12 protein-coding genes, 4 tRNA genes and 6 rRNA genes are annotated in these 25,586 nt (G+C 56.2%); all 22 read left to right on the top strand.

Features of this window, described 5'->3' with window-relative positions:
• Positions 1-3 precede the first annotated feature (3 nt).
• Positions 4-1,470 carry a TrkH family potassium uptake protein gene (locus LAD35_RS02685; protein ID WP_224151195.1) on the top strand — a complete coding sequence of 489 codons (1,467 nt, stop codon included), beginning with the start codon at positions 4-6 and terminating at the stop codon, positions 1,468-1,470.
• 117 nt (positions 1,471-1,587) lie between these two features.
• Positions 1,588-2,877, top strand: coding sequence for a glutamate--cysteine ligase (gene gshA, locus LAD35_RS02690; RefSeq protein WP_224151196.1), 1,290 nt, complete (start codon positions 1,588-1,590; stop codon positions 2,875-2,877).
• A gap of 156 nt (positions 2,878-3,033) precedes the next feature.
• Positions 3,034-4,929 carry a potassium transporter Kup gene (locus LAD35_RS02695; RefSeq protein ID WP_224151197.1) on the top strand — a complete coding sequence of 632 codons (1,896 nt, stop codon included), beginning with the start codon at positions 3,034-3,036 and terminating at the stop codon, positions 4,927-4,929.
• A 121-nt stretch (positions 4,930-5,050) separates the two neighbouring features.
• The gene (locus LAD35_RS02700; protein ID WP_224151198.1) at positions 5,051-6,223 is read left to right on the top strand and encodes a benzoate/H(+) symporter BenE family transporter; all 1,173 of its coding nucleotides are present in this window, start codon (positions 5,051-5,053) and stop codon (positions 6,221-6,223) included.
• Between the two features lie 108 nt (positions 6,224-6,331).
• The gene (gene gshB, locus LAD35_RS02705; protein WP_224151199.1) at positions 6,332-7,285 is read left to right on the top strand and encodes a glutathione synthase; all 954 of its coding nucleotides are present in this window, start codon (positions 6,332-6,334) and stop codon (positions 7,283-7,285) included.
• Positions 7,286-7,733: 448 nt separating this feature from the next.
• A 16S ribosomal RNA gene (locus LAD35_RS02710) occupies positions 7,734-9,263 on the top strand.
• Between the two features lie 187 nt (positions 9,264-9,450).
• Positions 9,451-9,527: transfer RNA gene (locus LAD35_RS02715), tRNA-Ile, on the top strand.
• A gap of 157 nt (positions 9,528-9,684) precedes the next feature.
• A tRNA-Ala gene (locus LAD35_RS02720) sits at positions 9,685-9,760 on the top strand.
• A gap of 406 nt (positions 9,761-10,166) precedes the next feature.
• Positions 10,167-13,029, top strand: a 23S ribosomal RNA gene (locus LAD35_RS02725).
• 148 nt (positions 13,030-13,177) lie between these two features.
• Positions 13,178-13,290 (top strand): 5S ribosomal RNA (gene rrf / locus LAD35_RS02730).
• A 408-nt stretch (positions 13,291-13,698) separates the two neighbouring features.
• A 16S ribosomal RNA gene (locus LAD35_RS02735) occupies positions 13,699-15,228 on the top strand.
• A 187-nt stretch (positions 15,229-15,415) separates the two neighbouring features.
• A tRNA-Ile gene (locus LAD35_RS02740) sits at positions 15,416-15,492 on the top strand.
• 157 nt (positions 15,493-15,649) lie between these two features.
• Positions 15,650-15,725, top strand: a tRNA-Ala gene (locus tag LAD35_RS02745).
• Positions 15,726-16,131: 406 nt separating this feature from the next.
• Positions 16,132-19,007, top strand: a 23S ribosomal RNA gene (locus LAD35_RS02750).
• A gap of 148 nt (positions 19,008-19,155) precedes the next feature.
• Positions 19,156-19,268, top strand: a 5S ribosomal RNA gene (gene rrf / locus LAD35_RS02755).
• The 16S, 23S and 5S rRNA genes sit together here with 4 tRNA genes alongside, the layout of an rRNA operon.
• Positions 19,269-19,403: 135 nt before the next feature.
• Positions 19,404-19,808: a MerR family transcriptional regulator gene (locus LAD35_RS02760; RefSeq protein WP_224151200.1), complete on the top strand. Its 405-nt coding sequence runs from the start codon at positions 19,404-19,406 to the stop codon at positions 19,806-19,808.
• Between the two features lie 96 nt (positions 19,809-19,904).
• Positions 19,905-21,086: an isovaleryl-CoA dehydrogenase gene (locus LAD35_RS02765; protein ID WP_224151201.1), complete on the top strand. Its 1,182-nt coding sequence runs from the start codon at positions 19,905-19,907 to the stop codon at positions 21,084-21,086.
• 52 nt (positions 21,087-21,138) lie between these two features.
• The gene (can, locus tag LAD35_RS02770) at positions 21,139-21,801 is read left to right on the top strand and encodes a carbonate dehydratase (protein ID WP_224151202.1); all 663 of its coding nucleotides are present in this window, start codon (positions 21,139-21,141) and stop codon (positions 21,799-21,801) included.
• A 122-nt stretch (positions 21,802-21,923) separates the two neighbouring features.
• Positions 21,924-23,105, top strand: a complete 1,182-nt coding sequence (locus LAD35_RS02775; protein ID WP_224151203.1) for an acetyl-CoA C-acyltransferase — start codon at positions 21,924-21,926, stop codon at positions 23,103-23,105.
• 37 nt (positions 23,106-23,142) lie between these two features.
• A complete protein-coding gene (locus LAD35_RS02780; RefSeq protein ID WP_224151204.1) occupies positions 23,143-24,237 on the top strand; it encodes a hypothetical protein in 1,095 nt (364 codons plus the stop codon).
• Positions 24,234-24,860 carry a pyridoxamine 5'-phosphate oxidase family protein gene (locus LAD35_RS02785; RefSeq protein ID WP_224151205.1) on the top strand — a complete coding sequence of 209 codons (627 nt, stop codon included), beginning with the start codon at positions 24,234-24,236 and terminating at the stop codon, positions 24,858-24,860. Before LAD35_RS02780 ends, LAD35_RS02785 begins: the two co-directional genes overlap by 4 nt.
• Positions 24,857-25,525, top strand: a complete 669-nt coding sequence (locus LAD35_RS02790) for an SDR family oxidoreductase (protein ID WP_224151206.1) — start codon at positions 24,857-24,859, stop codon at positions 25,523-25,525. The genes LAD35_RS02785 and LAD35_RS02790 overlap by 4 nt, the downstream gene beginning before the upstream one ends.
• Positions 25,526-25,586: the final 61 nt, after the last annotated feature.

Here is a 25,586-nt window from a genome sequence, read left to right on the forward strand (position 1 = left end):
GCGATGACCGATCTGCGACCCGTCCTGCGCATCCTGGGTGTGCTGCTGCTCATGTTTGGCTGCACCATGGCCGTGCCAGCTGCTGCGTCGCTCGCCTTCGACGATGGTATTTTCAGCGTCTACCCCCGCGCCATGGGGCTGGCCTGGATCTGCGGCCTGCTGCTGTGGTGGAGCGCGCGCCACGAGCAGCGCGAACTGCAGGCCCGCCACGGCATCATCCTGGTCGCCTTTGTCTGGACTGCCTTTCCGCTTTTTGCCGCCTTGCCCCTGTACCTGGGCTATGGGCAGATCGGCCGGGCGCTGAGCTGGCAGCATGCCTACTTCGAGGCGGTCTCGGGGCTCACCACCACGGGCGCCACCGTGCTCAACCATGTGGACACCCTGCCGGTTTCCCTGAACATCTGGCGCACCTTTCTGCAATGGATGGGTGGCATGGGGATTCTGATTCTGGCGGTGGCCATTCTGCCCATGCTGGGCATGGGGGGCAGCCAGCTGTTTCGTGCAGAGGCGGCAGGCCCGGTCAAGGACACCAAGCTGACGCCCCGCATGGCTGAGACCGCCAAGGGGCTGTGGACCGTCTACGGCGTATTTTCTCTTGCTTGCGCGCTGGCCTACTGGCTGGCCGGCATGACGCCCCTGGATTCCATCATGCTGATGTTCACCACGGTCAGCCTGGGCGGGCTCACACCGCATGACGCCAGCTTTGCCTATTTCAACTCGCCGCTGATCGAGGGTATCTGCATCTTCTTCATGCTGCTGGCGAGCTGCAATTTCGCGCTTTATTTCGTCGCGTTGCGCAAACGCCGCATGTCGGTGCTCTACAAGGAGCCGGAGGTGTGCGCCACCTTGGGAACCCTGGTGGGCGCTGGTTTGGTGATCGGCATGATTCTGTGGGTCAAAGGGGTCTATGGGCCCGCTGAGGCAGTGCGCCATGCGGTGTTCAACACGGTCTCGGTGGCCACCACCACGGGGTACGCGACGGTGGACTTCGGCCTGTGGCCTCCCTTTGCACCGGTGCTGATGCTGCTGCTGTCGGGTGTAGCGACGAGCGCAGGCTCGACCGGAGGCGGCATCAAGATGATCCGCATGCTGCTGCTGCTCAAGCAGACGCGGCGCGAGATGCGGCGCCTGGTGCACCCCAATGCGGTGCAGCCCGTCACCATTGGCGGCAATGCCATCGACGAGCGCGTGATCTTCTCGGTACTGGCCTTCATGCTGGTGTACTGCGCCACGATTGCCGTGCTGACCATGGCCTTGCTGCTGACGGACATGGATTTCATGAATGCACTGGGTGCCGTGCTGGCAAGCGTGAACTGCGCGGGTGTCGGCTGGGGCGATCTGGGTCCCAGCAACAATTTTGCCGGTCTGACCAGCTTCCAGCTCAGCGTGACGACCCTGGGCATGCTGATGGGGCGCCTGGAAATTTTGAGCTTCCTTGCTCTACTGACGCCTGCTTTCTGGCGCAGGTGAGCATTCGCTTATGCCCATCACGTTACAACAGAGGGTGACTTTGGGCGTCAACTCTCTACAATTGACACGCAATTGTTTTTTGCTCGTTCTTTTTGAGCCCTCAAACAACCTTCATCTATGGTCCCGAATCTCATAACAGCCCTAACGGGGCCCATCAACGAACTGGAACAACGGATGCTCGACGCCATGCCCGCGATCGAGCGCTGGTTCCGCCTGGAGTGGATGGAACACACGCCGCCCCTGTACTCGTCGGTGGACATTCGCAACGCAGGCTTCAAGGTGGCACCGGTGGACACCAACCTGTTTCCCGGCGGCTGGAACAATCTGACCCCGGAAATGATTCCCCTGGCCGTGCAGTCTGCGATGGCTGCTATCGAAAAGATATGCCCCGAGGCACGCAACCTGCTGATCATTCCCGAGAACCAGACGCGTAACCCGCAATACCTGGCCAACCTGGCGCAACTGCAGAACATCTTCTCGATGGCGGGGCTCAATGTACGCATCGGCTCGATCGACCCGGACATCAAGGAAACCGTCAAGCTGAAGGTGGGCAACCAGGAGCTGGTGGTGGAGCCCGCATTGCGCCATGGCCGCCGCCTGGGGCTCAAGTACTTTGACCCCTGCACCATCTTGCTGAACAACGACCTCTCCAAGGGGGCCCCGGGCATTCTGGAAGAGGTGTACGAGCAGTTTGTGCTGCCGCCCCTGCATGCAGGCTGGAGCGTGCGCCGCAAGAGCCGCCATTTCCAGAGCTACGAGGAAGTGGCCAAGCGCTTTGGCAAGCTGATGGGCATCGATCCCTGGCTGATCAACCCGCTGTTTACCAGCCGCCAGGGGGTGGACTTCAACGACACCGGCGAGCACGCACTCGATGAACTGCGCGAAGATGTCGACGCCATGCTGACCAAGGTGCGCCGCAAGTACAAGGAATATGGCATCAAGGAGACGCCGTTTGTCGTCGTCAAGGCCGACAACGGCACCTATGGCATGGGCGTGATGACCGTGCACGATGCCAAGGAGCTGGGGCAGCTGCCTGCCAAGACCAAGAACCAGATGTCTCTCGTCAAGGACGGCCAGCTGGTGCACGACATGATCATTCAGGAAGGCGTGCAGACCGTCGAGCGCATGGATGGCGAAGCGGCCGAGCCCGTGGTCTACATGATCGATCGCTATGTGGTGGGCGGCTATTACCGCGCGCATTCGGACCGGGGCGCAGAAGAGAACCTGAATGTGCCTGGTGCACATTTCATTCCGCTCGCCTTTGAGCATGGCATCTCGCCCGGCGACTCGGTGGGCGCCAGTGCCCCCAATCGTTTCTACATGTATGGTGTGGTGGCGCGCCTTGCCATGTTGGCGGCAAGCTACGAACTGGAAGCCACCGACCCCGATGCCGAGATCTACGACTGACCGGTCGCTTCGGCAGAAACTCCTCTGGTGACTTGAAAGCAACTCCAAGCCCGGTGGCTCGCACCATTCGGGCTTGCCCTGATGCGCCGCAGCACTGCGGGCACAGCAACAAGCGCACAATGCAAACCAAATCATTACACGCATGCCCTGCGCGGCATGGCACAAAGGCTTGACGTGCAAAACAGCAAGAAATCATCGCTCTCCGCCCTGACGCTGGGAGCGGTTGGCGTAGTCTATGGCGATATCGGCACCAGCGTGCTGTATTCGCTCAAAGAGGTATTTGGCTCCGGCCATGTGCCTTTCACCCACGACAACGTCTATGGCGTGCTCTCCATCCTGTTCTGGACCTTGACGCTCATCGTCTCGCTCAAGTACGTGGTGCTGGTGCTGCGGGCAGACAACAACGGCGAAGGCGGTTTGATCGCCATGCTGGCGCTGGCCTCGCAGGCGGTCAAGGACAAACCGCGCCTGCGCTCCGTGCTCATGCTGATCGGCATCTTTGGCACCTGCCTGTTTTATGGCGATGGGGTGATCACACCGTCGATCTCGGTGCTTTCGGCGGTCGAAGGCCTGGAAGTTGTCTCGCCCGCGTTCAAATCCTGGGTGATACCGCTCACCCTGGTGGTGCTGCTGGCGCTGTTTCTGGTGCAAAAGCGGGGAACGGCGGGCATCGGCAAGTTCTTCGGGCCGATCATGGTGGTCTGGTTCCTCAGCATTGCAGCGCTGGGCCTGTGGAACATCGTGGACCATCCGCAGGTGCTGTGGGCGCTCAGCCCGCACTATGCGTTGCGCTTCATCATCGCCAACCCGGGCATCAGCTTCATCATTCTGGGTGCCGTGGTTCTGTGTGTGACGGGCGCCGAGGCCCTGTACGCCGATATGGGCCACTTCGGCAAGAAGCCGATCCGTCTCGCCTGGTTCGGCATCGCCATGCCATCGCTGGTGCTCAACTACTTTGGCCAGGGCGCTCTGGTGCTGGAAAACGCCGATGCGGTGAAGAACCCGTTTTTCATGCTGGCGCCGCAATGGGCCCTGCTGCCGGTGGTGGTGCTGGCCACCATGGCCACGGTGATTGCGTCGCAGGCGCTGATCACCGGCGCTTTCAGCGTCACCAAGCAGGTGATTCAGCTGGGCTACCTGCCGCGTATACAGATCCAGCACACCAGCGTGCGCGATACGGGGCAGATCTACATTCCCTTCGTCAACTGGGGCCTGTTCTGGGCCATTGTGCTGGCGGTGCTGCTGTTCAAATCCAGCAGCAACATGGCCGCAGCTTACGGTATTGCGGTCACCCTGGACATGACGATCACCACGGTGCTCACCTTCTTTGTGCTGCGCTTTGGCTGGAAGTATCCCCTGTGGGTGGCGCTGGCGCCCACGCTGTTCTTCTTCTGCATCGACTTCACCTTCTTCGCCTCCAATTTGCTCAAGTTGTTTGATGGCGGCTGGTTCCCGCTGGTGATCGGCCTGTCGATGTTCACCATGATGATGACTTGGAAGCGCGGGCGCGAGCTGGTTTACCAGTCGCTGCATGCCAATGGCATCGAACTCAAGGGCTTTTTGCAGATGGTGCTGCAGGCACCGCCGACGCGTGTGGCGGGCACAGCCGTCTTTCTCACCTCCGACCCGAACGTGGTGCCGACTGCGCTGCTGCACAACCTCAAGCACAACAAGGTGCTGCATGAGCAGAACATCTTCGTGACCATCGTCTACCACGAGGTGCCCTGGATTGGCATGGACAAGCGCACCGCGATCGAGCCCCTGGGCAGCGATTGCTGGCAGGTGCAGCTGAACTATGGGTTCAAGAACGACGTGGATGTGCCCCTGGCGCTGCAGCAGCTGCGCCTGCGTGGCTGCGACACCGAGCCGATGAGCACGAGCTACTTCCTCTCGCGCGACGTGTTCGTTCCCACCGACAAGGCGAGTGCCGGCATGGCGCCGTGGCGACAGAAACTGTTTGCGCAGATGCACCACAATGCAGCGGGCGCGGCAGAGTTTCTGCTGCTGCCCAGCAACAGCCTGGTGGAGCTGGGCTCCAAACTGGAAATCTAAGTCTTATGGGCTATCAGCGCCCTGCAGGTAAGCGCTGGTAGCTATTTATTTGATAGTGGCTACTGGCGGATGCACCGCGTGAGCGTTCACGATGTCATCCCGCCAGCCAGCCCCATGCACTATGCGGTTTTTCAAGGATCTGAGCGTATCGGCGCTCGTGGCAGGCTTTGTGACGGTGCTGGTGGGCCTTACCAGCTCCATTGCCGTGGTCTTTCAGGCGGCGCAAAGCTTTGGCGCCACGCCAGCGCAGCTGTCGTCCTGGGTATGGGCGCTGGGCATGGGCGTGGGCCTGTGCTGCTGGCTGCCCAGCATGTGGTGGCGCAAACCGGTCGTGGTGGCCTGGTCCACGCCCGGTGCCGCGGTGCTGGCAACGGCAGGCGCCACGGGCGCGTTCACCATGAACGAAGCCATTGGGGCCTTTGTACTGAGCGCTGCACTCATCACCCTGGTAGGCCTCACAGGGTGGTTCGAGCGTCTGATGAACCGCATCCCCATTGCCATTGCATCGGCCTTGCTGGCTGGCGTGCTGACCCGTTTCGGGCTGGATGCCTTTGCTGCGGCTCAGACCAATACCTGGCTGGTGGTTGCGATGCTGGTCGTGTATTTGGTGGGGCGCCGCTGGGTGCCGCGCTATGCCGTCATGCTGACCTTGGCGGCGGGTATCGTGGTGGCGCTGGCGCAGGGCAAAATCCAGTGGGCAGCCGTGCAACCGGGGCTCACTTTTCCCATTTTCACCATGCCGGCCTTCAGTCTGCAGGCGGCCATCAGCCTGGCGCTGCCGCTGTTTGTCGTCACCATGGCCTCGCAGAACCTGCCCGGCGTAGCCGTCATCCGTGGAACGGGCTACGACTTGCCCATCTCCAAGCTGATCTCCATCACAGGCCTGGCAACCCTGGTGCTGGCGCCATTTGGCGGTTATGCCATCAACCTGGCGGCCATCACCGCCGCCATCTGCATGGGGCCTGAAGCGCACCCCGACAAGGCTCGTCGCTATGCGGCCGCCGTGGTCTGCGGTGTCATCTATGTACTGATTGGCTGCTTTGGCGTGGTGATTGCAGGCTTGCTTACCGCCTTTCCGCACGAGTTGGTGGTTGCAATTGCCGGCATCGCGCTGTTGGGCACCATTGGCAACGGCCTGTTCATGGCGGTGCAAAGCGAGCAATACCGCGAAGCCGCGCTGATCACCTTCCTTGTCACCGTGAGCGGCGTGACAATAGCCGGAGTCGGATCAGCCTTTTGGGGCGTGGTGGCAGGCAGCCTCGCGCTTTTTGTGCAACATTATGGCAAGCGATGAGCGTTGCCTGGCTGTGCTTCATCGATTGTTTTGCCCGCTTGCGTCCACCCGATGGGCGCAGGCAGCTATTGAAAGAATAGTGGCTGTTGTGAGGCAGCCTGTCACACCATGCATATCCTCTTTGTTGCCGACCCGCTCGAATCCTTCAAGATCTACAAGGACAGCACCTTTGCCATGATGCGCAGTGCCCAGGCGCGGGGCCACCGCATCAGCGCCTGTGAGCCCCAGGACATGCACTGGATCAGTGGAGAAAAAGTCACCGCCCGCGTGCGCGACATCCTGCTGACCGGCAACGAATCTGCCTGGTTTGACGAAACCCAGAACCGCAGGGCAGAGCTGGCCAGCTTTGATGCCATCGTCATGCGCAAGGATCCGCCGTTTGACAGCGAATACTTCTACTCGACCCACTTGCTGGAGCAAGCCGAGCGCGAAGGCGCCAAGGTCTTCAACAAACCCGCCTCGCTGCGCGACCACCCTGAAAAGCTGGCCGTCATGGAATTCGCCCAGTACACGCCGCCCACCTTGGTGACACGCAGCGCGCAGGACATCCGCGACTTTCATGCCAAGCACCAGGACATCATCCTCAAGCCCCTCGATGGCATGGGGGGCATGGGCATCTTCCGCGTCGGTCCTGATGGCATGAACCTGGGCAGCATCATCGAAACCCTGAACCAGGGCGGCGCGCAAAGCGTCATGGTGCAGAAATACCTGCCGGAAATCGTCAAGGGTGACAAGCGCGTGCTCATCATTGGCGGCCAGCCCGTACCGTACTGCCTGGCGCGAATTCCGCAAGGCAACGAAGTGCGCGGCAACCTGGCTGCAGGTGGCAAAGGCGTTGCCCAGCCGCTGGAAGCTGAAGACCGAGCCATTGCCGAACGGGTCGGTGCCAAGCTGGCGCCGCGCGGATTGCTGTTGATCGGCCTCGACATCATCGGGCACAGCATCACCGAAATCAATGTCACCAGTCCCACCTGCTTCCAGGAAATCGAGCAGCAGGCTGGCTTCAAGGTGGGCGACATGTTTGTGGAAGCGCTCGAAAAGGCGGTTGCGGGAGCTGCCTGACAAATTTGTGAAGCTGAGGTGACAAATTGTCAAAACCTCAGGGGAAACTCCTATACAATACGCTTTATCGACAGCACAACGCCTTGCGAAGCTGCCAGACTCGAAAGAGCGCGGTTCGCAAGGTTTGTTTTTTGGTGGTGGCGACAAGTTGGGTGGCGGATGATTTCTTTCGCAACTTCTTCTGGTTGTCAAAACCTGTGCTACAATACAAGGCTTCGCTGATTGCAGCGAGTTGATCCAAGAGGGCTGGTGATATCGAGAGATGGTCGCTGGCTGGGTTGGATGGGTCTTTAAAAATTAACAGCCGATAAGCGTGGGCGTTTGGTGGCGATTGCCATATGTTCTTCGGAGCAAAACAAGCGCTCACTATAAACAGTAATGAAGAAGGCTTAGGCCTTCTTGATACCGTCAAGTGAGTGAGTAGTCGAGAGACTTTAAATTCAAGATCGAACTATAGAGTTTGATCCTGGCTCAGATTGAACGCTGGCGGCATGCTTTACACATGCAAGTCGAACGGCAGCATGGGCTTCGGCCTGATGGCGAGTGGCGAACGGGTGAGTAATACATCGGAACGTGCCTGGTAGTGGGGGATAACTACTCGAAAGAGTAGCTAATACCGCATGAGATCTAAGGATGAAAGCAGGGGACCTTCGGGCCTTGCGCTACTAGAGCGGCCGATGGCAGATTAGGTAGTTGGTGGGATAAAAGCTTACCAAGCCGACGATCTGTAGCTGGTCTGAGAGGACGACCAGCCACACTGGGACTGAGACACGGCCCAGACTCCTACGGGAGGCAGCAGTGGGGAATTTTGGACAATGGGCGCAAGCCTGATCCAGCAATGCCGCGTGCAGGATGAAGGCCTTCGGGTTGTAAACTGCTTTTGTACGGAACGAAAAGCTTCTGGTTAATACCTGGGAGTCATGACGGTACCGTAAGAATAAGCACCGGCTAACTACGTGCCAGCAGCCGCGGTAATACGTAGGGTGCGAGCGTTAATCGGAATTACTGGGCGTAAAGCGTGCGCAGGCGGTTATGTAAGACAGAGGTGAAATCCCCGGGCTCAACCTGGGAACTGCCTTTGTGACTGCATGGCTAGAGTGCGGCAGAGGGGGATGGAATTCCGCGTGTAGCAGTGAAATGCGTAGATATGCGGAGGAACACCGATGGCGAAGGCAATCCCCTGGGCCTGCACTGACGCTCATGCACGAAAGCGTGGGGAGCAAACAGGATTAGATACCCTGGTAGTCCACGCCCTAAACGATGTCAACTGGTTGTTGGGAATTAACTTTCTCAGTAACGAAGCTAACGCGTGAAGTTGACCGCCTGGGGAGTACGGCCGCAAGGTTGAAACTCAAAGGAATTGACGGGGACCCGCACAAGCGGTGGATGATGTGGTTTAATTCGATGCAACGCGAAAAACCTTACCCACCTTTGACATGGCAGGAACTTTCCAGAGATGGATTGGTGCTCGAAAGAGAACCTGCACACAGGTGCTGCATGGCTGTCGTCAGCTCGTGTCGTGAGATGTTGGGTTAAGTCCCGCAACGAGCGCAACCCTTGCCATTAGTTGCTACGAAAGGGCACTCTAATGGGACTGCCGGTGACAAACCGGAGGAAGGTGGGGATGACGTCAAGTCCTCATGGCCCTTATAGGTGGGGCTACACACGTCATACAATGGCTGGTACAAAGGGTTGCCAACCCGCGAGGGGAGCTAATCCCATAAAGCCAGTCGTAGTCCGGATCGCAGTCTGCAACTCGACTGCGTGAAGTCGGAATCGCTAGTAATCGTGGATCAGAATGTCACGGTGAATACGTTCCCGGGTCTTGTACACACCGCCCGTCACACCATGGGAGCGGGTCTCGCCAGAAGTAGGTAGCCTAACCGCAAGGAGGGCGCTTACCACGGCGGGGTTCGTGACTGGGGTGAAGTCGTAACAAGGTAGCCGTATCGGAAGGTGCGGCTGGATCACCTCCTTTCTGGAAAACAGCTTCGCTGTTTCGGTGGATGCTCACTTTGTGCAAACAAAGTGAAGTGCCATCGGCACGGCAGGAGCCAAAAAAGCAATCAAGATTGAACGCCCACACTTATCGGTTGTTGGAACACAAGCCAAGGCTTTGTAGAGACTGAGTCACACAAGACGCAGTAGCTACTAGGCATTGGAATGGGTCTGTAGCTCAGCTGGTTAGAGCACTGTGTTGATAACGCAGGGGTCGTTGGTTCGAGCCCAACTAGACCCACCAAAAGCTTCCAACGGATTAGAGGTTGAGCTTATGCCGCTTTGGTTGATCAGTGAAATGCTGATTGACTAGAGCCAAGCAGTGCGAGGCGTCTGATGCGAAGCACACTGATGTGTGTGAGCAGCAGGCAACGAAGCAATGCGCAGGCTATAGGCAATCAGGGGGATTAGCTCAGCTGGGAGAGCACCTGCTTTGCAAGCAGGGGGTCGTCGGTTCGATCCCGTCATCCTCCACCAATACCTGGTTGTCAAAACTAGCGTCCGATAGACACTTATCACTCAACACCAAAGCGGTTTCGCAAGAGACTGTTTTGTTGTTGATACCGGATTCCCGGATCAAGCGGCTGTTCTTTAAAAATTCATAGAGTCGAAATCAGCGTTGCTGGTGGAAACTGCACATTCGTAAAGGTTTAGTGCAGACCGTGCCACCAGCAACAATTTGATTGCGTCAAAACGAATGAAACTTTGCGATGAGCAATTTTTATTCAGTAATGACGAATATTCTTCAAGAATGTGGATCTGGGAGACCAGGTCTACGGCAAAGATATTCACATTACGGCATAACGCGCGAGGTGAGAGACCTCGCAAAGCAGTTGCTTGAGAGTGTAGCGATGTTCTCTAGAGATAGAGGTCAAAGTTATAGGGTCAAGTGACTAAGAGCATGTGGTGGATGCCTTGGCGATGATAGGCGACGAAAGACGTGATAGCCTGCGAAAAGCTTCGGGGAGCTGGCAAATAAGCATTGATCCGGAGGTATCTGAATGGGGAACCCACCTAGCAATAGTATCACTGATGATACATAGCTCAGTGAAGCGAACCTGGAGAACTGAAACATCTAAGTACCAGAGGAAAAGACATCAACCGAGATTCCGATAGTAGTGGCGAGCGAATTCGGAGAAGCCTTGCAGTGATAGTCAGTGTTTAACAAAACGGAATGGAAAGTCCGGCCATAGTGGGTGATAGCCCCGTATGTGAAAACGCATTGGTGGTACTAGCTGCAGACAAGTAGGGCGGGCACGAGAAACCCTGTCTGAACATGGGGGACCATCCTCCAAGGCTAAATACTCATCATCGACCGATAGTGAACAAGTACCGTGAGGAAAGGCGAAAAGAACCCGGGAGGGGAGTGAAATAGATCCTGAAACCGCATGCTTACAAAAAGTCGGAGCCCTTAGGGTGACGGCGTACCTTTTGTATAATGGGTCAGCGACTTACATTCAGTGGCAAGCTTAACCGAATAGGGAAGGCGTAGAGAAATCGAGTCCGAATAGGGCGACAAGTCGCTGGGTGTAGACCCGAAACCAAGTGATCTATCCATGGCCAGGATGAAGGTGCCGTAACAGGTACTGGAGGTCCGAACCCACTAGTGTTGCAAAACTAGGGATGAGCTGTGGATAGGGTGAAAGGCTAAACAAACTTGGAAATAGCTGGTTCTCTCCGAAAACTATTTAGGTAGTGCCTCAAGTATTACCTGCGGGGGTAGAGCACTGTTTAGGCTAGGGGTCATGGCGACTTACCAAACCTATGCAAACTCCGAATACCGCAGAGTACAGCTTGGGAGACAGAGCACCGGGTGCTAACGTCCGGACTCAAGAGGGAAACAACCCAGACCGCCAGCTAAGGTCCCTAAAACGGGCTAAGTGGGAAACGAAGTGGGAAGGCTAAAACAGTCAGGATGTTGGCTTAGAAGCAGCCATCATTTAAAGAAAGCGTAATAGCTCACTGATCGAGTCGTCCTGCGCGGAAGATGTAACGGGGCTAAGCCAGTTACCGAAGCTGCGGATGTGCAATTTATTGCACGTGGTAGGAGAGCGTTCTGTAAGCCTGAGAAGGTGTCTGGTAACGGATGCTGGAGGTATCAGAAGTGCGAATGCTGACATGAGTAGCGTTAAAGCGGGTGAAAAGCCCGCTCGCCGTAAGCGCAAGGTTTTCTACGCAACGTTCATCGGCGTAGAGTGAGTCGGCCCCTAAGGTGAGGCAGAGATGCGTAACTGATGGGAAACAGGTCAATATTCCTGTACCGATGTGTAGTGCGATGTGGGGACGAAGAAGGTTAGCTCAGCCAACTGTTGGATATGTTGGTTCAAGCCTGTAGTCGTGCTCGGTAGGCAAATCCGCCGGGCTAAGATGAGGGGTGATAACGGGTCTGCTTGCAGACGAAGTGAGTGATACCCAGCTTCCAGGAAAAGCCACTAAGCTTCAGCTACACACGACCGTACCGCAAACCGACACTGGTGCGCGAGATGAGTATTCTAAGGCGCTTGAGAGAACTCAGGAGAAGGAACTCGGCAAATTGACACCGTAACTTCGGGAGAAGGTGTGCCGCAAGTAGGTGAAGTTGAACAAATGGAGCCCAAAGCGGTTGCAAAGAATAGGTGGCTGCGACTGTTTAATAAAAACACAGCACTCTGCAAACACGAAAGTGGACGTATAGGGTGTGACGCCTGCCCGGTGCTGGAAGATTAAATGATGGGGTGCAAGCTCTTGATTGAAGTCCCAGTAAACGGCGGCCGTAACTATAACGGTCCTAAGGTAGCGAAATTCCTTGTCGGGTAAGTTCCGACCTGCACGAATGGCGTAACGATGGCCACACTGTCTCCTCCTGAGACTCAGCGAAGTTGAAATGTTTGTGATGATGCAATCTCCCCGCGGAAAGACGGAAAGACCCCATGAACCTTTACTGTAGCTTTGTATTGGACTTTGAACAGATCTGTGTAGGATAGGTGGGAGGCTTTGAAGGGTGGATGCTAGTTCACCTGGAGCCGACGTTGAAATACCACCCTGGTGTGTTTGAGGTTCTAACCTTGGTCCATGATCTGGATCGGGGACAGTGCATGGTAGGCAGTTTGACTGGGGCGGTCTCCTCCCAAAGCGTAACGGAGGAGTTCGAAGGTACGCTAGTTACGGTCGGACATCGTGACGATAGTGCAATGGCATAAGCGTGCTTAACTGCGAGACTGACAAGTCGAGCAGATGCGAAAGCAGGACATAGTGATCCGGTGGTTCTGTATGGAAGGGCCATCGCTCAACGGATAAAAGGTACTCTGGGGATAACAGGCTGATACCGCCCAAGAGTTCATATCGACGGCGGTGTTTGGCACCTCGATGTCGGCTCATCTCATCCTGGGGCTGTAGTCGGTCCCAAGGGTATGGCTGTTCGCCATTTAAAGAGGTACGTGAGCTGGGTTTAAAACGTCGTGAGACAGTTTGGTCCCTATCTTCCGTGGGCGCTGCAGATTTGAGAGAGCCTGCTCCTAGTACGAGAGGACCGGAGTGGACACACCTCTGGTGTATCGGTTGTCACGCCAGTGGCATTGCCGAGTAGCTAAGTGTGGAAGAGATAACCGCTGAAAGCATCTAAGCGGGAAACTCGTCTCAAGATGAGATCTGCCGGGGGCTTGACCCCCCTAAAGAGTCGTTCTAGACCAGGACGTTGATAGGTTGGGTGTGGAAGCGCAGCAATGCGTTAAGCTAACCAATACTAATTGCTCGTGCGGCTTGACCCTATAACTTTGATGATCCCTCCCTTAGATGGGATGCATGCAAAGACACTGCAACTGCAGTTATGCCCAAAGCGCAATCAAATTTAGCTGATAAGACTCTATGAATTCGCTGCGCTGCCTAACAAACCTGGCAGCAAAGCAAAAAGTTATGCCTGATGACCATAGCAAGTTGGTACCACTCCTTCCCATCCCGAACAGGACAGTGAAACGACTTCGCGCCGATGATAGTGCGGATTCCCGTGTGAAAGTAGGTCATCGTCAGGCTTTTATTCTGAGAACGTCCAGCAACTAGCTGGACGTTTTCTTCTCTGCTCTTAAGAGGGTGGTGCGCTAGGTTTGAAGCTAGCGAGCTGCTAGGCGGCCGTGGTGCTGGCTCAAGAGTTGAGAAGAAAGCGTGAAAACGTTTGAGAGCACAAAACCTGTGCTACAATACAAGGCTTCGCTGATTGCAGCGAGTTGATCCAAGAGGGCTGGTGATATCGAGAGATGGTCGCTGGCTGGGTTGGATGGGTCTTTAAAAATTAACAGCCGATAAGCGTGGGCGTTTGGTGGCGATTGCCATATGTTCTTCGGAGCAAAACAAGCGCTCACTATAAACAGTAATGAAGAAGGCTTAGGCCTTCTTGATACCGTCAAGTGAGTGAGTAGTCGAGAGACTTTAAATTCAAGATCGAACTATAGAGTTTGATCCTGGCTCAGATTGAACGCTGGCGGCATGCTTTACACATGCAAGTCGAACGGCAGCATGGGCTTCGGCCTGATGGCGAGTGGCGAACGGGTGAGTAATACATCGGAACGTGCCTGGTAGTGGGGGATAACTACTCGAAAGAGTAGCTAATACCGCATGAGATCTAAGGATGAAAGCAGGGGACCTTCGGGCCTTGCGCTACTAGAGCGGCCGATGGCAGATTAGGTAGTTGGTGGGATAAAAGCTTACCAAGCCGACGATCTGTAGCTGGTCTGAGAGGACGACCAGCCACACTGGGACTGAGACACGGCCCAGACTCCTACGGGAGGCAGCAGTGGGGAATTTTGGACAATGGGCGCAAGCCTGATCCAGCAATGCCGCGTGCAGGATGAAGGCCTTCGGGTTGTAAACTGCTTTTGTACGGAACGAAAAGCTTCTGGTTAATACCTGGGAGTCATGACGGTACCGTAAGAATAAGCACCGGCTAACTACGTGCCAGCAGCCGCGGTAATACGTAGGGTGCGAGCGTTAATCGGAATTACTGGGCGTAAAGCGTGCGCAGGCGGTTATGTAAGACAGAGGTGAAATCCCCGGGCTCAACCTGGGAACTGCCTTTGTGACTGCATGGCTAGAGTGCGGCAGAGGGGATGGAATTCCGCGTGTAGCAGTGAAATGCGTAGATATGCGGAGGAACACCGATGGCGAAGGCAATCCCCTGGGCCTGCACTGACGCTCATGCACGAAAGCGTGGGGAGCAAACAGGATTAGATACCCTGGTAGTCCACGCCCTAAACGATGTCAACTGGTTGTTGGGAATTAACTTTCTCAGTAACGAAGCTAACGCGTGAAGTTGACCGCCTGGGGAGTACGGCCGCAAGGTTGAAACTCAAAGGAATTGACGGGGACCCGCACAAGCGGTGGATGATGTGGTTTAATTCGATGCAACGCGAAAAACCTTACCCACCTTTGACATGGCAGGAACTTTCCAGAGATGGATTGGTGCTCGAAAGAGAACCTGCACACAGGTGCTGCATGGCTGTCGTCAGCTCGTGTCGTGAGATGTTGGGTTAAGTCCCGCAACGAGCGCAACCCTTGCCATTAGTTGCTACGAAAGGGCACTCTAATGGGACTGCCGGTGACAAACCGGAGGAAGGTGGGGATGACGTCAAGTCCTCATGGCCCTTATAGGTGGGGCTACACACGTCATACAATGGCTGGTACAAAGGGTTGCCAACCCGCGAGGGGGAGCTAATCCCATAAAGCCAGTCGTAGTCCGGATCGCAGTCTGCAACTCGACTGCGTGAAGTCGGAATCGCTAGTAATCGTGGATCAGAATGTCACGGTGAATACGTTCCCGGGTCTTGTACACACCGCCCGTCACACCATGGGAGCGGGTCTCGCCAGAAGTAGGTAGCCTAACCGCAAGGAGGGCGCTTACCACGGCGGGGTTCGTGACTGGGGTGAAGTCGTAACAAGGTAGCCGTATCGGAAGGTGCGGCTGGATCACCTCCTTTCTGGAAAACAGCTTCGCTGTTTCGGTGGATGCTCACTTTGTGCAAACAAAGTGAAGTGCCATCGGCACGGCAGGAGCCAAAAAAGCAATCAAGATTGAACGCCCACACTTATCGGTTGTTGGAACACAAGCCAAGGCTTTGTAGAGACTGAGTCACACAAGACGCAGTAGCTACTAGGCATTGGAATGGGTCTGTAGCTCAGCTGGTTAGAGCACTGTGTTGATAACGCAGGGGTCGTTGGTTCGAGCCCAACTAGACCCACCAAAAGCTTCCAACGGATTAGAGGTTGAGCTTATGCCGCTTTGGTTGATCAGTGAAATGCTGATTGACTAGAGCCAAGCAGTGCGAGGCGTCTGATGCGAAGCACACTGATGTGTGTGAGCAGCAGGCAACGAAGCAATGCGCAGGCTATAGGCAATCAGGGGGATTAGCTCAGCTGGGAGAGCACCTGCTTTGCAAGCAGGGGGTCGTCGGTTCGATCCCGTCATCCTCCACCAATACCTGGTTGTCAAAACTAGCGTCCGATAGACACTTATCACTCAACACCAAAGCGGTTTCGCAAGAGACTGTTTTGTTGTTGATACCGGATTCCCGGATCAAGCGGCTGTTCTTTAAAAATTCATAGAGTCGAAATCAGCGTTGCTGGTGGAAACTGCACATTCGTAAAGGTTTAGTGCAGACCGTGCCACCAGCAACAATTTGATTGCGTCAAAACGAATGAAACTTTGCGATGAGCAATTTTTATTCAGTAATGACGAATATTCTTCAAGAATGTGGATCTGGGAGACCAGGTCTACGGCAAAGATATTCACATTACGGCATAACGCGCGAGGTGAGAGACCTCGCAAAGCAGTTGCTTGAGAGTGTAGCGATGTTCTCTAGAGATAGAGGTCAAAGTTATAGGGTCAAGTGACTAAGAGCATGTGGTGGATGCCTTGGCGATGATAGGCGACGAAAGACGTGATAGCCTGCGAAAAGCTTCGGGGAGCTGGCAAATAAGCATTGATCCGGAGGTATCTGAATGGGGGAACCCACCTAGCAATAGGTATCACTGAGTGAATACATAGCTCAGTGAAGCGAACCTGGAGAACTGAAACATCTAAGTACCCAGAGGAAAAGACATCAACCGAGATTCCGATAGTAGTGGCGAGCGAATTCGGAGAAGCCTTGCAGTGATAGTCAGTGTGTTAACAAAACGGAATGGAAAGTCCGGCCATAGTGGGTGATAGCCCCGTATGTGAAAACGCATTGGTGGTACTAGGCTGCAGACAAGTAGGGCGGGGCACGAGAAACCCTGTCTGAACATGGGGGACCATCCTCCAAGGCTAAATACTCATCATCGACCGATAGTGAACAAGTACCGTGAGGGAAAGGCGAAAAGAACCCCGGGAGGGGAGTGAAATAGATCCTGAAACCGCATGCTTACAAAAAGTCGGAGCCCTTAGGGGTGACGGCGTACCTTTTGTATAATGGGTCAGCGACTTACATTCAGTGGCAAGCTTAACCGAATAGGGAAGGCGTAGAGAAATCGAGTCCGAATAGGGCGACAAGTCGCTGGGTGTAGACCCGAAACCAAGTGATCTATCCATGGCCAGGATGAAGGTGCCGTAACAGGTACTGGAGGTCCGAACCCACTAGTGTTGCAAAACTAGGGGATGAGCTGTGGATAGGGGTGAAAGGCTAAACAAACTTGGAAATAGCTGGTTCTCTCCGAAAACTATTTAGGTAGTGCCTCAAGTATTACCTGCGGGGGTAGAGCACTGTTTAGGCTAGGGGGTCATGGCGACTTACCAAACCTATGCAAACTCCGAATACCGCAGAGTACAGCTTGGGAGACAGAGCACCGGGTGCTAACGTCCGGACTCAAGAGGGAAACAACCCAGACCGCCAGCTAAGGTCCCTAAAACGGGCTAAGTGGGAAACGAAGTGGGAAGGCTAAAACAGTCAGGATGTTGGCTTAGAAGCAGCCATCATTTAAAGAAAGCGTAATAGCTCACTGATCGAGTCGTCCTGCGCGGAAGATGTAACGGGGCTAAGCCAGTTACCGAAGCTGCGGATGTGCAATTTATTGCACGTGGTAGGAGAGCGTTCTGTAAGCCTGAGAAGGTGTCTGGTAACGGATGCTGGAGGTATCAGAAGTGCGAATGCTGACATGAGTAGCGTTAAAGCGGGTGAAAAGCCCGCTCGCCGTAAGCGCAAGGTTTTCTACGCAACGTTCATCGGCGTAGAGTGAGTCGGCCCCTAAGGTGAGGCAGAGATGCGTAACTGATGGGAAACAGGTCAATATTCCTGTACCGATGTGTAGTGCGATGTGGGACGAAGAAGGTTAGCTCAGCCAACTGTTGGATATGTTGGTTCAAGCCTGTAGTCGTGCTCGGTAGGCAAATCCGCCGGGCTAAGATGAGGGGTGATAACGGGTCTGCTTGCAGACGAAGTGAGTGATACCCAGCTTCCAGGAAAAGCCACTAAGCTTCAGCTACACACGACCGTACCGCAAACCGACACTGGTGCGCGAGATGAGTATTCTAAGGCGCTTGAGAGAACTCAGGAGAAGGAACTCGGCAAATTGACACCGTAACTTCGGGAGAAGGTGTGCCGCAAGTAGGTGAAGTTGAACAAATGGAGCCCAAAGCGGTTGCAAAGAATAGGTGGCTGCGACTGTTTAATAAAAACACAGCACTCTGCAAACACGAAAGTGGACGTATAGGGTGTGACGCCTGCCCGGTGCTGGAAGATTAAATGATGGGGTGCAAGCTCTTGATTGAAGTCCCAGTAAACGGCGGCCGTAACTATAACGGTCCTAAGGTAGCGAAATTCCTTGTCGGGTAAGTTCCGACCTGCACGAATGGCGTAACGATGGCCACACTGTCTCCTCCTGAGACTCAGCGAAGTTGAAATGTTTGTGATGATGCAATCTCCCCGCGGAAAGACGGAAAGACCCCATGAACCTTTACTGTAGCTTTGTATTGGACTTTGAACAGATCTGTGTAGGATAGGTGGGAGGCTTTGAAGGGTGGATGCTAGTTCACCTGGAGCCGACGTTGAAATACCACCCTGGTGTGTTTGAGGTTCTAACCTTGGTCCATGATCTGGATCGGGGACAGTGCATGGTAGGCAGTTTGACTGGGGCGGTCTCCTCCCAAAGCGTAACGGAGGAGTTCGAAGGTACGCTAGTTACGGTCGGACATCGTGACGATAGTGCAATGGCATAAGCGTGCTTAACTGCGAGACTGACAAGTCGAGCAGATGCGAAAGCAGGACATAGTGATCCGGTGGTTCTGTATGGAAGGGCCATCGCTCAACGGATAAAAGGTACTCTGGGGATAACAGGCTGATACCGCCCAAGAGTTCATATCGACGGCGGTGTTTGGCACCTCGATGTCGGCTCATCTCATCCTGGGGCTGTAGTCGGTCCCAAGGGTATGGCTGTTCGCCATTTAAAGAGGTACGTGAGCTGGGTTTAAAACGTCGTGAGACAGTTTGGTCCCTATCTTCCGTGGGCGCTGCAGATTTGAGAGAGCCTGCTCCTAGTACGAGAGGACCGGAGTGGACACACCTCTGGTGTATCGGTTGTCACGCCAGTGGCATTGCCGAGTAGCTAAGTGTGGAAGAGATAACCGCTGAAAGCATCTAAGCGGGAAACTCGTCTCAAGATGAGATCTGCCGGGGGCTTGACCCCCCTAAAGAGTCGTTCTAGACCAGGACGTTGATAGGTTGGGTGTGGAAGCGCAGCAATGCGTTAAGCTAACCAATACTAATTGCTCGTGCGGCTTGACCCTATAACTTTGATGATCCCTCCCTTAGATGGGATGCATGCAAAGACACTGCAACTGCAGTTATGCCCAAAGCGCAATCAAATTTAGCTGATAAGACTCTATGAATTCGCTGCGCTGCCTAACAAACCTGGCAGCAAAGCAAAAAGTTATGCCTGATGACCATAGCAAGTTGGTACCACTCCTTCCCATCCCGAACAGGACAGTGAAACGACTTCGCGCCGATGATAGTGCGGATTCCCGTGTGAAAGTAGGTCATCGTCAGGCTTTTATTCCTAAACCCCCTCAGTCTTCGACTGCGGGGGTTTTGCTTTTTGGCGCTAGGCTTGTCGTTCAACACTTGTGTGACGCCTGCGCGCGCAACTCAGGCTCATAATGCAGACATAGCAACAGGGATACTGCATGGGGACAACTGCACTCACTTACACCATCAGCGATCTTGCAGCGGAGTTCGACCTCACGACGCGAGCCATTCGCTTCTATGAAGACATGGGTCTTCTGCATCCAGATCGGGCGGGAGCCAGTGGCAAGCAGCGCATATACTCCGCCAAGGATCGTACGCGCCTGCGTTTGACTTTGCGCGCGAAGCGCTTGGGCCTGAGTCTGCAGGAGGCCAAGGAGATTCTTGATCTCTATGAGTCACCACGCGATACACAGATGCAGTTGAATCGCTTTGTTCAAGTACTTTCGGCACAACGCGGGCGTTTGCTGGGGCAACTGGCAGATTTGCAGGCCAATTTGGCAGAAATTGATGAACATCTGAGAGAAGCGCAGGAGCTGCTGCAGATGCCAGCGGAAAAAAAATAGCTTATATTTGACGTTAACGTAAACGTAGTTGCCATCTGAAGCCATCAAGCTGGCAACTCGTTGACCATATGACAGCGAACCCAAGGAGACAAGCATATGTCCGGACTTCCAGGATTGAATTTCCAACTCGGTGAAGATATTGATGCGCTGCGCGATGCAGTGCGCGAGTTTGCACAGGCGGAGATTGCGCCGCGAGCTGCGGAGATTGATCGCAATGATCAGTTCCCCATGGATCTGTGGCGCAAGTTTGGTGATCTGGGCGTGCTGGGCATTACGGTGTCAGAGCAGTATGGCGGTGCCGACATGGGCTATCTGGCGCACATGGTGGCGATGGAGGAAATCTCGCGTGCCAGTGCGTCTGTGGGCCTGTCGTATGGCGCGCACAGCAACCTGTGCGTGAATCAGATCAACCGAAATGGCAATGAGGCGCAGAAGGCGAAATACCTGCCCAAGCTGATCAGCGGCGAGCACGTAGGTGCCTTGGCAATGAGCGAGCCTGGTGCGGGTTCCGACGTGATCAGCATGAAGCTGAAGGCCGAGGACAAGGGTGGCTATTACCTGCTCAATGGCAACAAGATGTGGATCACCAATGGCCCCGACGCGGATACGCTGGTGGTGTATGCCAAGACGGAGCCGGAACTCGGTGCGCGCGGCGTGACAGCCTTTTTGATCGAGAAGGGCATGAAGGGTTTCTCAATTGCACAGAAGCTCGACAAGCTGGGTATGCGAGGCAGCCACACGGGTGAGCTGGTGTTCCAGAGCGTGGAAGTGCCGGCTGAGAACGTGCTGGGTACAGTCAATGGCGGTGCCAAGGTGCTCATGAGCGGCCTGGACTATGAACGTGCCGTGTTGACCGGTGGTCCGCTGGGCATCATGCAGAGCGTGATGGACAATGTCGTGCCCTATATCCATGACCGCAAGCAGTTTGGCCAGAGCATTGGTGAGTTCCAGCTCATCCAGGGCAAGGTGGCGGATATGTACACCGTGCTGCAAGCGGGTCGCTCTTTTGCCTATACGGTTGCTAAAAATCTCGATCTCCTGGGATCTGACCACGTTCGCCAGGTGCGCAAGGACTGCGCGAGCGTCATTCTGTGGTGCGCAGAAAAGGCGACATGGATGGCTGGCGAAGGTGTGCAAATCTATGGCGGCAATGGGTATATCAACGAGTACCCGCTCGGTCGTCTGTGGAGAGATGCGAAACTCTATGAAATTGGCGCCGGCACCAGCGAGATCCGTCGCATGCTGATTGGCCGCGAGTTGTTTGCTGAAACCTGCTGAAAACTGCGGGCTGCTGGCGTCATCCTTGTAAAAACAACCTAAAGGATTGCTTATGTCCCAAACCTCCATCGAAGAATTGTTTGTCCACAACCGCGAGTGGGCGGACCAGATGGAGCGTGATCGCCCCGGATTCTTCACCGGACTGATGGCGCAGCAGAACCCCAAATACATGTGGATTGGCTGCTCCGACAGCCGCGTGCCGGCCAATCAGATCACCGGCCTGGCTCCGGGTGAAGTGTTTGTGCACCGCAATATCGCCAATGTGGTGGTGCCCAGCGACCTGAACTGTCTCTCCACCATCCAGTACGCCATCGACCAGTTGCAGGTGGAGCACCTGATGGTGGTGGGCCACTATGGCTGCGGTGGCGTGCTCGCTGCGCTGGAAGATGCCCGGGTCGGCCTGGCCGACAACTGGATCCGCCATGTGAAGGATGTCCGCGACAAGCACACCGAACTGCTGCAAAGCCTGTCGCCACAATGGCGCCATGATGCGCTGTGCGAACTCAATGCCATCGAGCAAGTGATGAATGTCGCGCAGAGCACCGTGATGCAGGATGCCTGGGCGCGCGGCCAGAAGGTGGTTCTGCACGGCTGGTGCTACAGCCTCAAGAACGGTCACATCACGAATCTGGAAATGACCGTGCCTGATGTGGGTGGCATCGCTGAAGTCCGCCGCCGTGCGGTAGAACTCGTGGCCAAGCGTGAGCGCAGCTGAATTCCATTGATTTAAAAACAATAGCGGCTACCGCTTGATGCACAACGGTTTCAATATCGCACGCATTTGAATCCATTGTGTATCAAGCGCAGGCTGCTCCTCTTTTGTTCCAGGAGACTCCCATGCAAGATTCCGTCGTCATCGTCAGCGCTGCCCGCACCCCCATGGGGGGCTTCATGGGTGATTTTGCCGAACTGTCTGCCAACGATCTGGGTGGCGCCGCCATCAAGGCAGCAGTGGAGCGTGCGGGCATTGCGCCTGAAAAGGTGGAGGAGGTGCTGTTCGGCAACTGCCTGATGGCTGGCCAGGGCCAGGCACCAGCGCGCCAGGCGCTGTTCAAGGGAGGCCTGCCCAAGAGCACGGGTGCTGTGACGCTCTCGAAGATGTGCGGCGCAGGCATGGAGGCCACCATTCTGGCCCATGACCAATTGGTGGCGCGCAGCCGCGATGTGATGGTTTCTGGCGGGATGGAAAGCATGACCAATGCGCCCTATCTGCTCAAGAAGGGCCGCGGCGGCTACCGCATGGGCCACGACAAGGTGTTTGACCACATGATGCTCGATGGCCTGGAGGATGCCTACGAGCCGGGTCGTTCCATGGGTACCTTTGGGGAGGACTGTGCGGCCAAGTACAACTTCACCCGTGAACAGCAAGACAAATTCGCCATTGCGAGCGTGGAGCGTGCGCAGGCTGCTACCAAATCAGGTGCTTTCAAGGAAGAAATCACGCCGGTGACGGTTTCCACTCGCAAGGGCGAGGTGACGATTTCTGAGGACGAGGGCCCCGCCAAGGCGCGTCTGGACAAGATTGCCGCACTCAAGCCTGCGTTCAAGAAGGACGGCACCATCACTGCCGCATCCAGCTCCAGCATCAACGACGGTGCTGCAGCCCTGGTGCTGATGCGCGAATCGACTGCCAAGGAACTGGGCTGCACGCCGCTGGCTCGCATTGTTGGTCATGCCACGTATGCACAAGAGCCGGAATGGTTCAGCACGGCTCCCGTGGGCGCGACCGAAAAGCTGCTCAAAAAGATCGGCTGGTCTGTGGCAGATGTGGATCTGTGGGAAATCAACGAGGCTTTTGCCGTGGTTCCCATGGCGCTGATGGCGGAGCTGAACATCTCGCACGACATCGTCAACGTGAATGGCGGCGCCTGCGCCTTGGGTCACCCGATTGGAGCGAGCGGCGCCCGCATTCTGGTCACGCTGCTGCATGCCTTGAAGGCTCGTGGCAAGAAGCGCGGCCTGGCAACCCTGTGCATCGGCGGGGGTGAAGCAACCGCCATGGCGATCGAAATCATCTAAATCTTGCACAATGGGCTGGTAAAGGAGGCTCCTCGCCATGAACGACGAAGCACATACCGACCAGCCCGTGTTGCTGGAGGCCGCAGCCATTGAAGGCTTCTGGCAGGCATTTGCCTACGACGAACGCAATCTCGCGCTTTTGCCCGAGCAGGAGTTTGTCACCAAGGCCAACGAGATTCTGGCGCGGTATGCCCCCGAACTGGCGCTGGAGCTGGAGCATGCCGATGGCAGCCTGTTCAAGCGCCTGGTGATCAGCGCCCACGGCAACACCGAGCAGTTCGAAAATGCCATGGCCCTCGTGCGCGCAGCCCCCAGCCTGCCGGGTTACAAGGTACAGGCTTTCCGTACGCGCACCTTGGGTAGCGATTTCAGCATGGGCATGGATGGCTTCGAGTTGGCCTGCTCGGATGTGCTCGTGGCGCACTACGATGCAGGTGGCGTGGTGGGGCTGGAGTTGTCGTTTGAAAAGATCATTCCGCAGGATATGCTGGACCATGCGCGGCACATGAGCTTCATCATGCTCGACCACGTGCTGGGCGAATGGGATTTTGCGGTGCGCGTGGGGCCGGTGGATTTTGTCGAGGCTTTCTCGCAAGGCGTCAGCGGTGCGGAGCCACTGTCGGTGTTTCCTGCCATATTCGATGCGTTCCTGCGCGACGAAATGGGGCGCAGCTACCGTTTCCCCAAGGGGGATGACGACCGATGGACGGTGTTTGAGGTGCGTCAGCGCGATGCACATGAGGCTGCGCCTGCCGATCTGCTGTCGCTGCGCATCGGCGCCAACGCGGTCGCCACGCGGGCTGATCTGGCGCATTACCTGGAGGTGGTCATGCCCGTGGGCACCCAGGACGAGCTGGACGCCGCCAAACAGGTGCAGGAAAGCCTGCAAACCCTCTGGGAGCCAATGGAGCAAGGCCTTCTGGCCTTCAGCCGCCTCAATGGCGAGGGCGAATTGGTGTCTGGCTACTACATCGAGAATCCACTGTCTGCCGTGCCGCAGGTGCATGCGGCTGCTCAGCAGTACGCTGAATCTCTGGATGTGGAGGTCAGTGCCATGTTCGATCCATCGTGGCAGGAGTTCTGCGCGCTTTATGCCGCCACGGGCCCGCGGCCCGAAGGGGGGGCTGCATGATCACCACACTCGAACAGCTGCGAGCCCTGTATGCCCAGCCGGCAGAGCGTGCCGTGCGCAAGGAACTGAACCATCTCGACGCGCACTGCCAGCGCTTTGTGGCATTGTCGCCCCTGTGCGTGATGGCCACGGCGGGCAAGGATGGCGCCATGCTGGACGCATCGCCGCGCGGCGGGCCGCCGGGCTTTGTCAAATGCACCGATGCGCAGCACCTGCTGTTGCCCGATGCGGGCGGTAACAACCGGCTTGATTCGCTGGATAACCTAGTGCGCGATCCGCGCATCGGGCTGCTTTTTCTGCTGCCAGGCGTGGACGAAACCCTGCGGGTCAATGGAGTAGCCCGGTTGCGCGACGAGGATGCGTTCATCCAGCAGTTTGCCGGTGAGCGGCAATTGCCCAGGCTTGTGATCGAGATCGAGGTGCACGAAGCCTATCTGCACTGTGCCAAGGCGCTGATGCGCTCGCGGCTGTGGAGTGCGCAGGCCCAGGTGGCGCGCAGTGTGCTGCCGTCGCTCAACCAGATGATCCACGACCAGATCGGCTTGCAGACGGCACCGGAGCCGCAGGCGGACATGGTGGCTCGTTATGAGGCGCTGATTGCGCAGGAGCAGGTGGGCCGATGACCACGGTTCTGATCATTGGCGCATCGCGCGGCATCGGGCTGGAGTTGGTGCGGCAGTACCGCACCGAAGGTTGCCGGGTGATTGCCACGGTTCGTGATGCGGGCGCACAGGCGCGTTTGACGGCGCTGGGTGCCGAAGTGCAACGGGTGGATGTGGCGCAGCCCGCCAGTGTCAGCGGCCTTGCATGGCTGCTGGATGGCGAGAAAATTGACCTGGCCATGTTCGTGGCAGGTGTCATCCGTCAGCCCGATGCGCGCACGCCGCCTACGCAACCGGATTTTGATGCCGTCATGCACACCAATGTGCTGGGTGCCATGCAGGTACTGCCCCAGGTTGCGCCCTTGGTCGAAGATGCGCGGGGCGTGTTTGCCTTTGTATCGTCTTCCATGTCGCAGATCGAGGGTGTGGACGGGAGTGACGCCTGGCTCTATCGCGTCAGCAAGGCGGCGCTCAACATGGCTGTGGCGGCCGCGCAGCATGACTATCCGCGCGCCAGGCTGATCACCATTGACCCCGGCTGGGTGCAGACGGAGATGGGTGGCGATGGTGCGCCACTGACCGTGCAAGAGAGCGTGGCGGGCATGCGCGAGACCCTGGCCTCCGTCACCGATGCTGACAAGGGCCGCCTGCTGCACCACGATGGCCGACGCGCCGCCCATTGGTAGCCCATTGAGCAATGTGTGGCGCAAAACCTCTTGCCAGCGTTGAATCTGCATACGCGCAAGC

The sequence above is a fragment of the Comamonas odontotermitis genome, from assembly GCF_020080045.1.
Lineage (GTDB): Bacteria > Pseudomonadota > Gammaproteobacteria > Burkholderiales > Burkholderiaceae_C > Comamonas > Comamonas odontotermitis.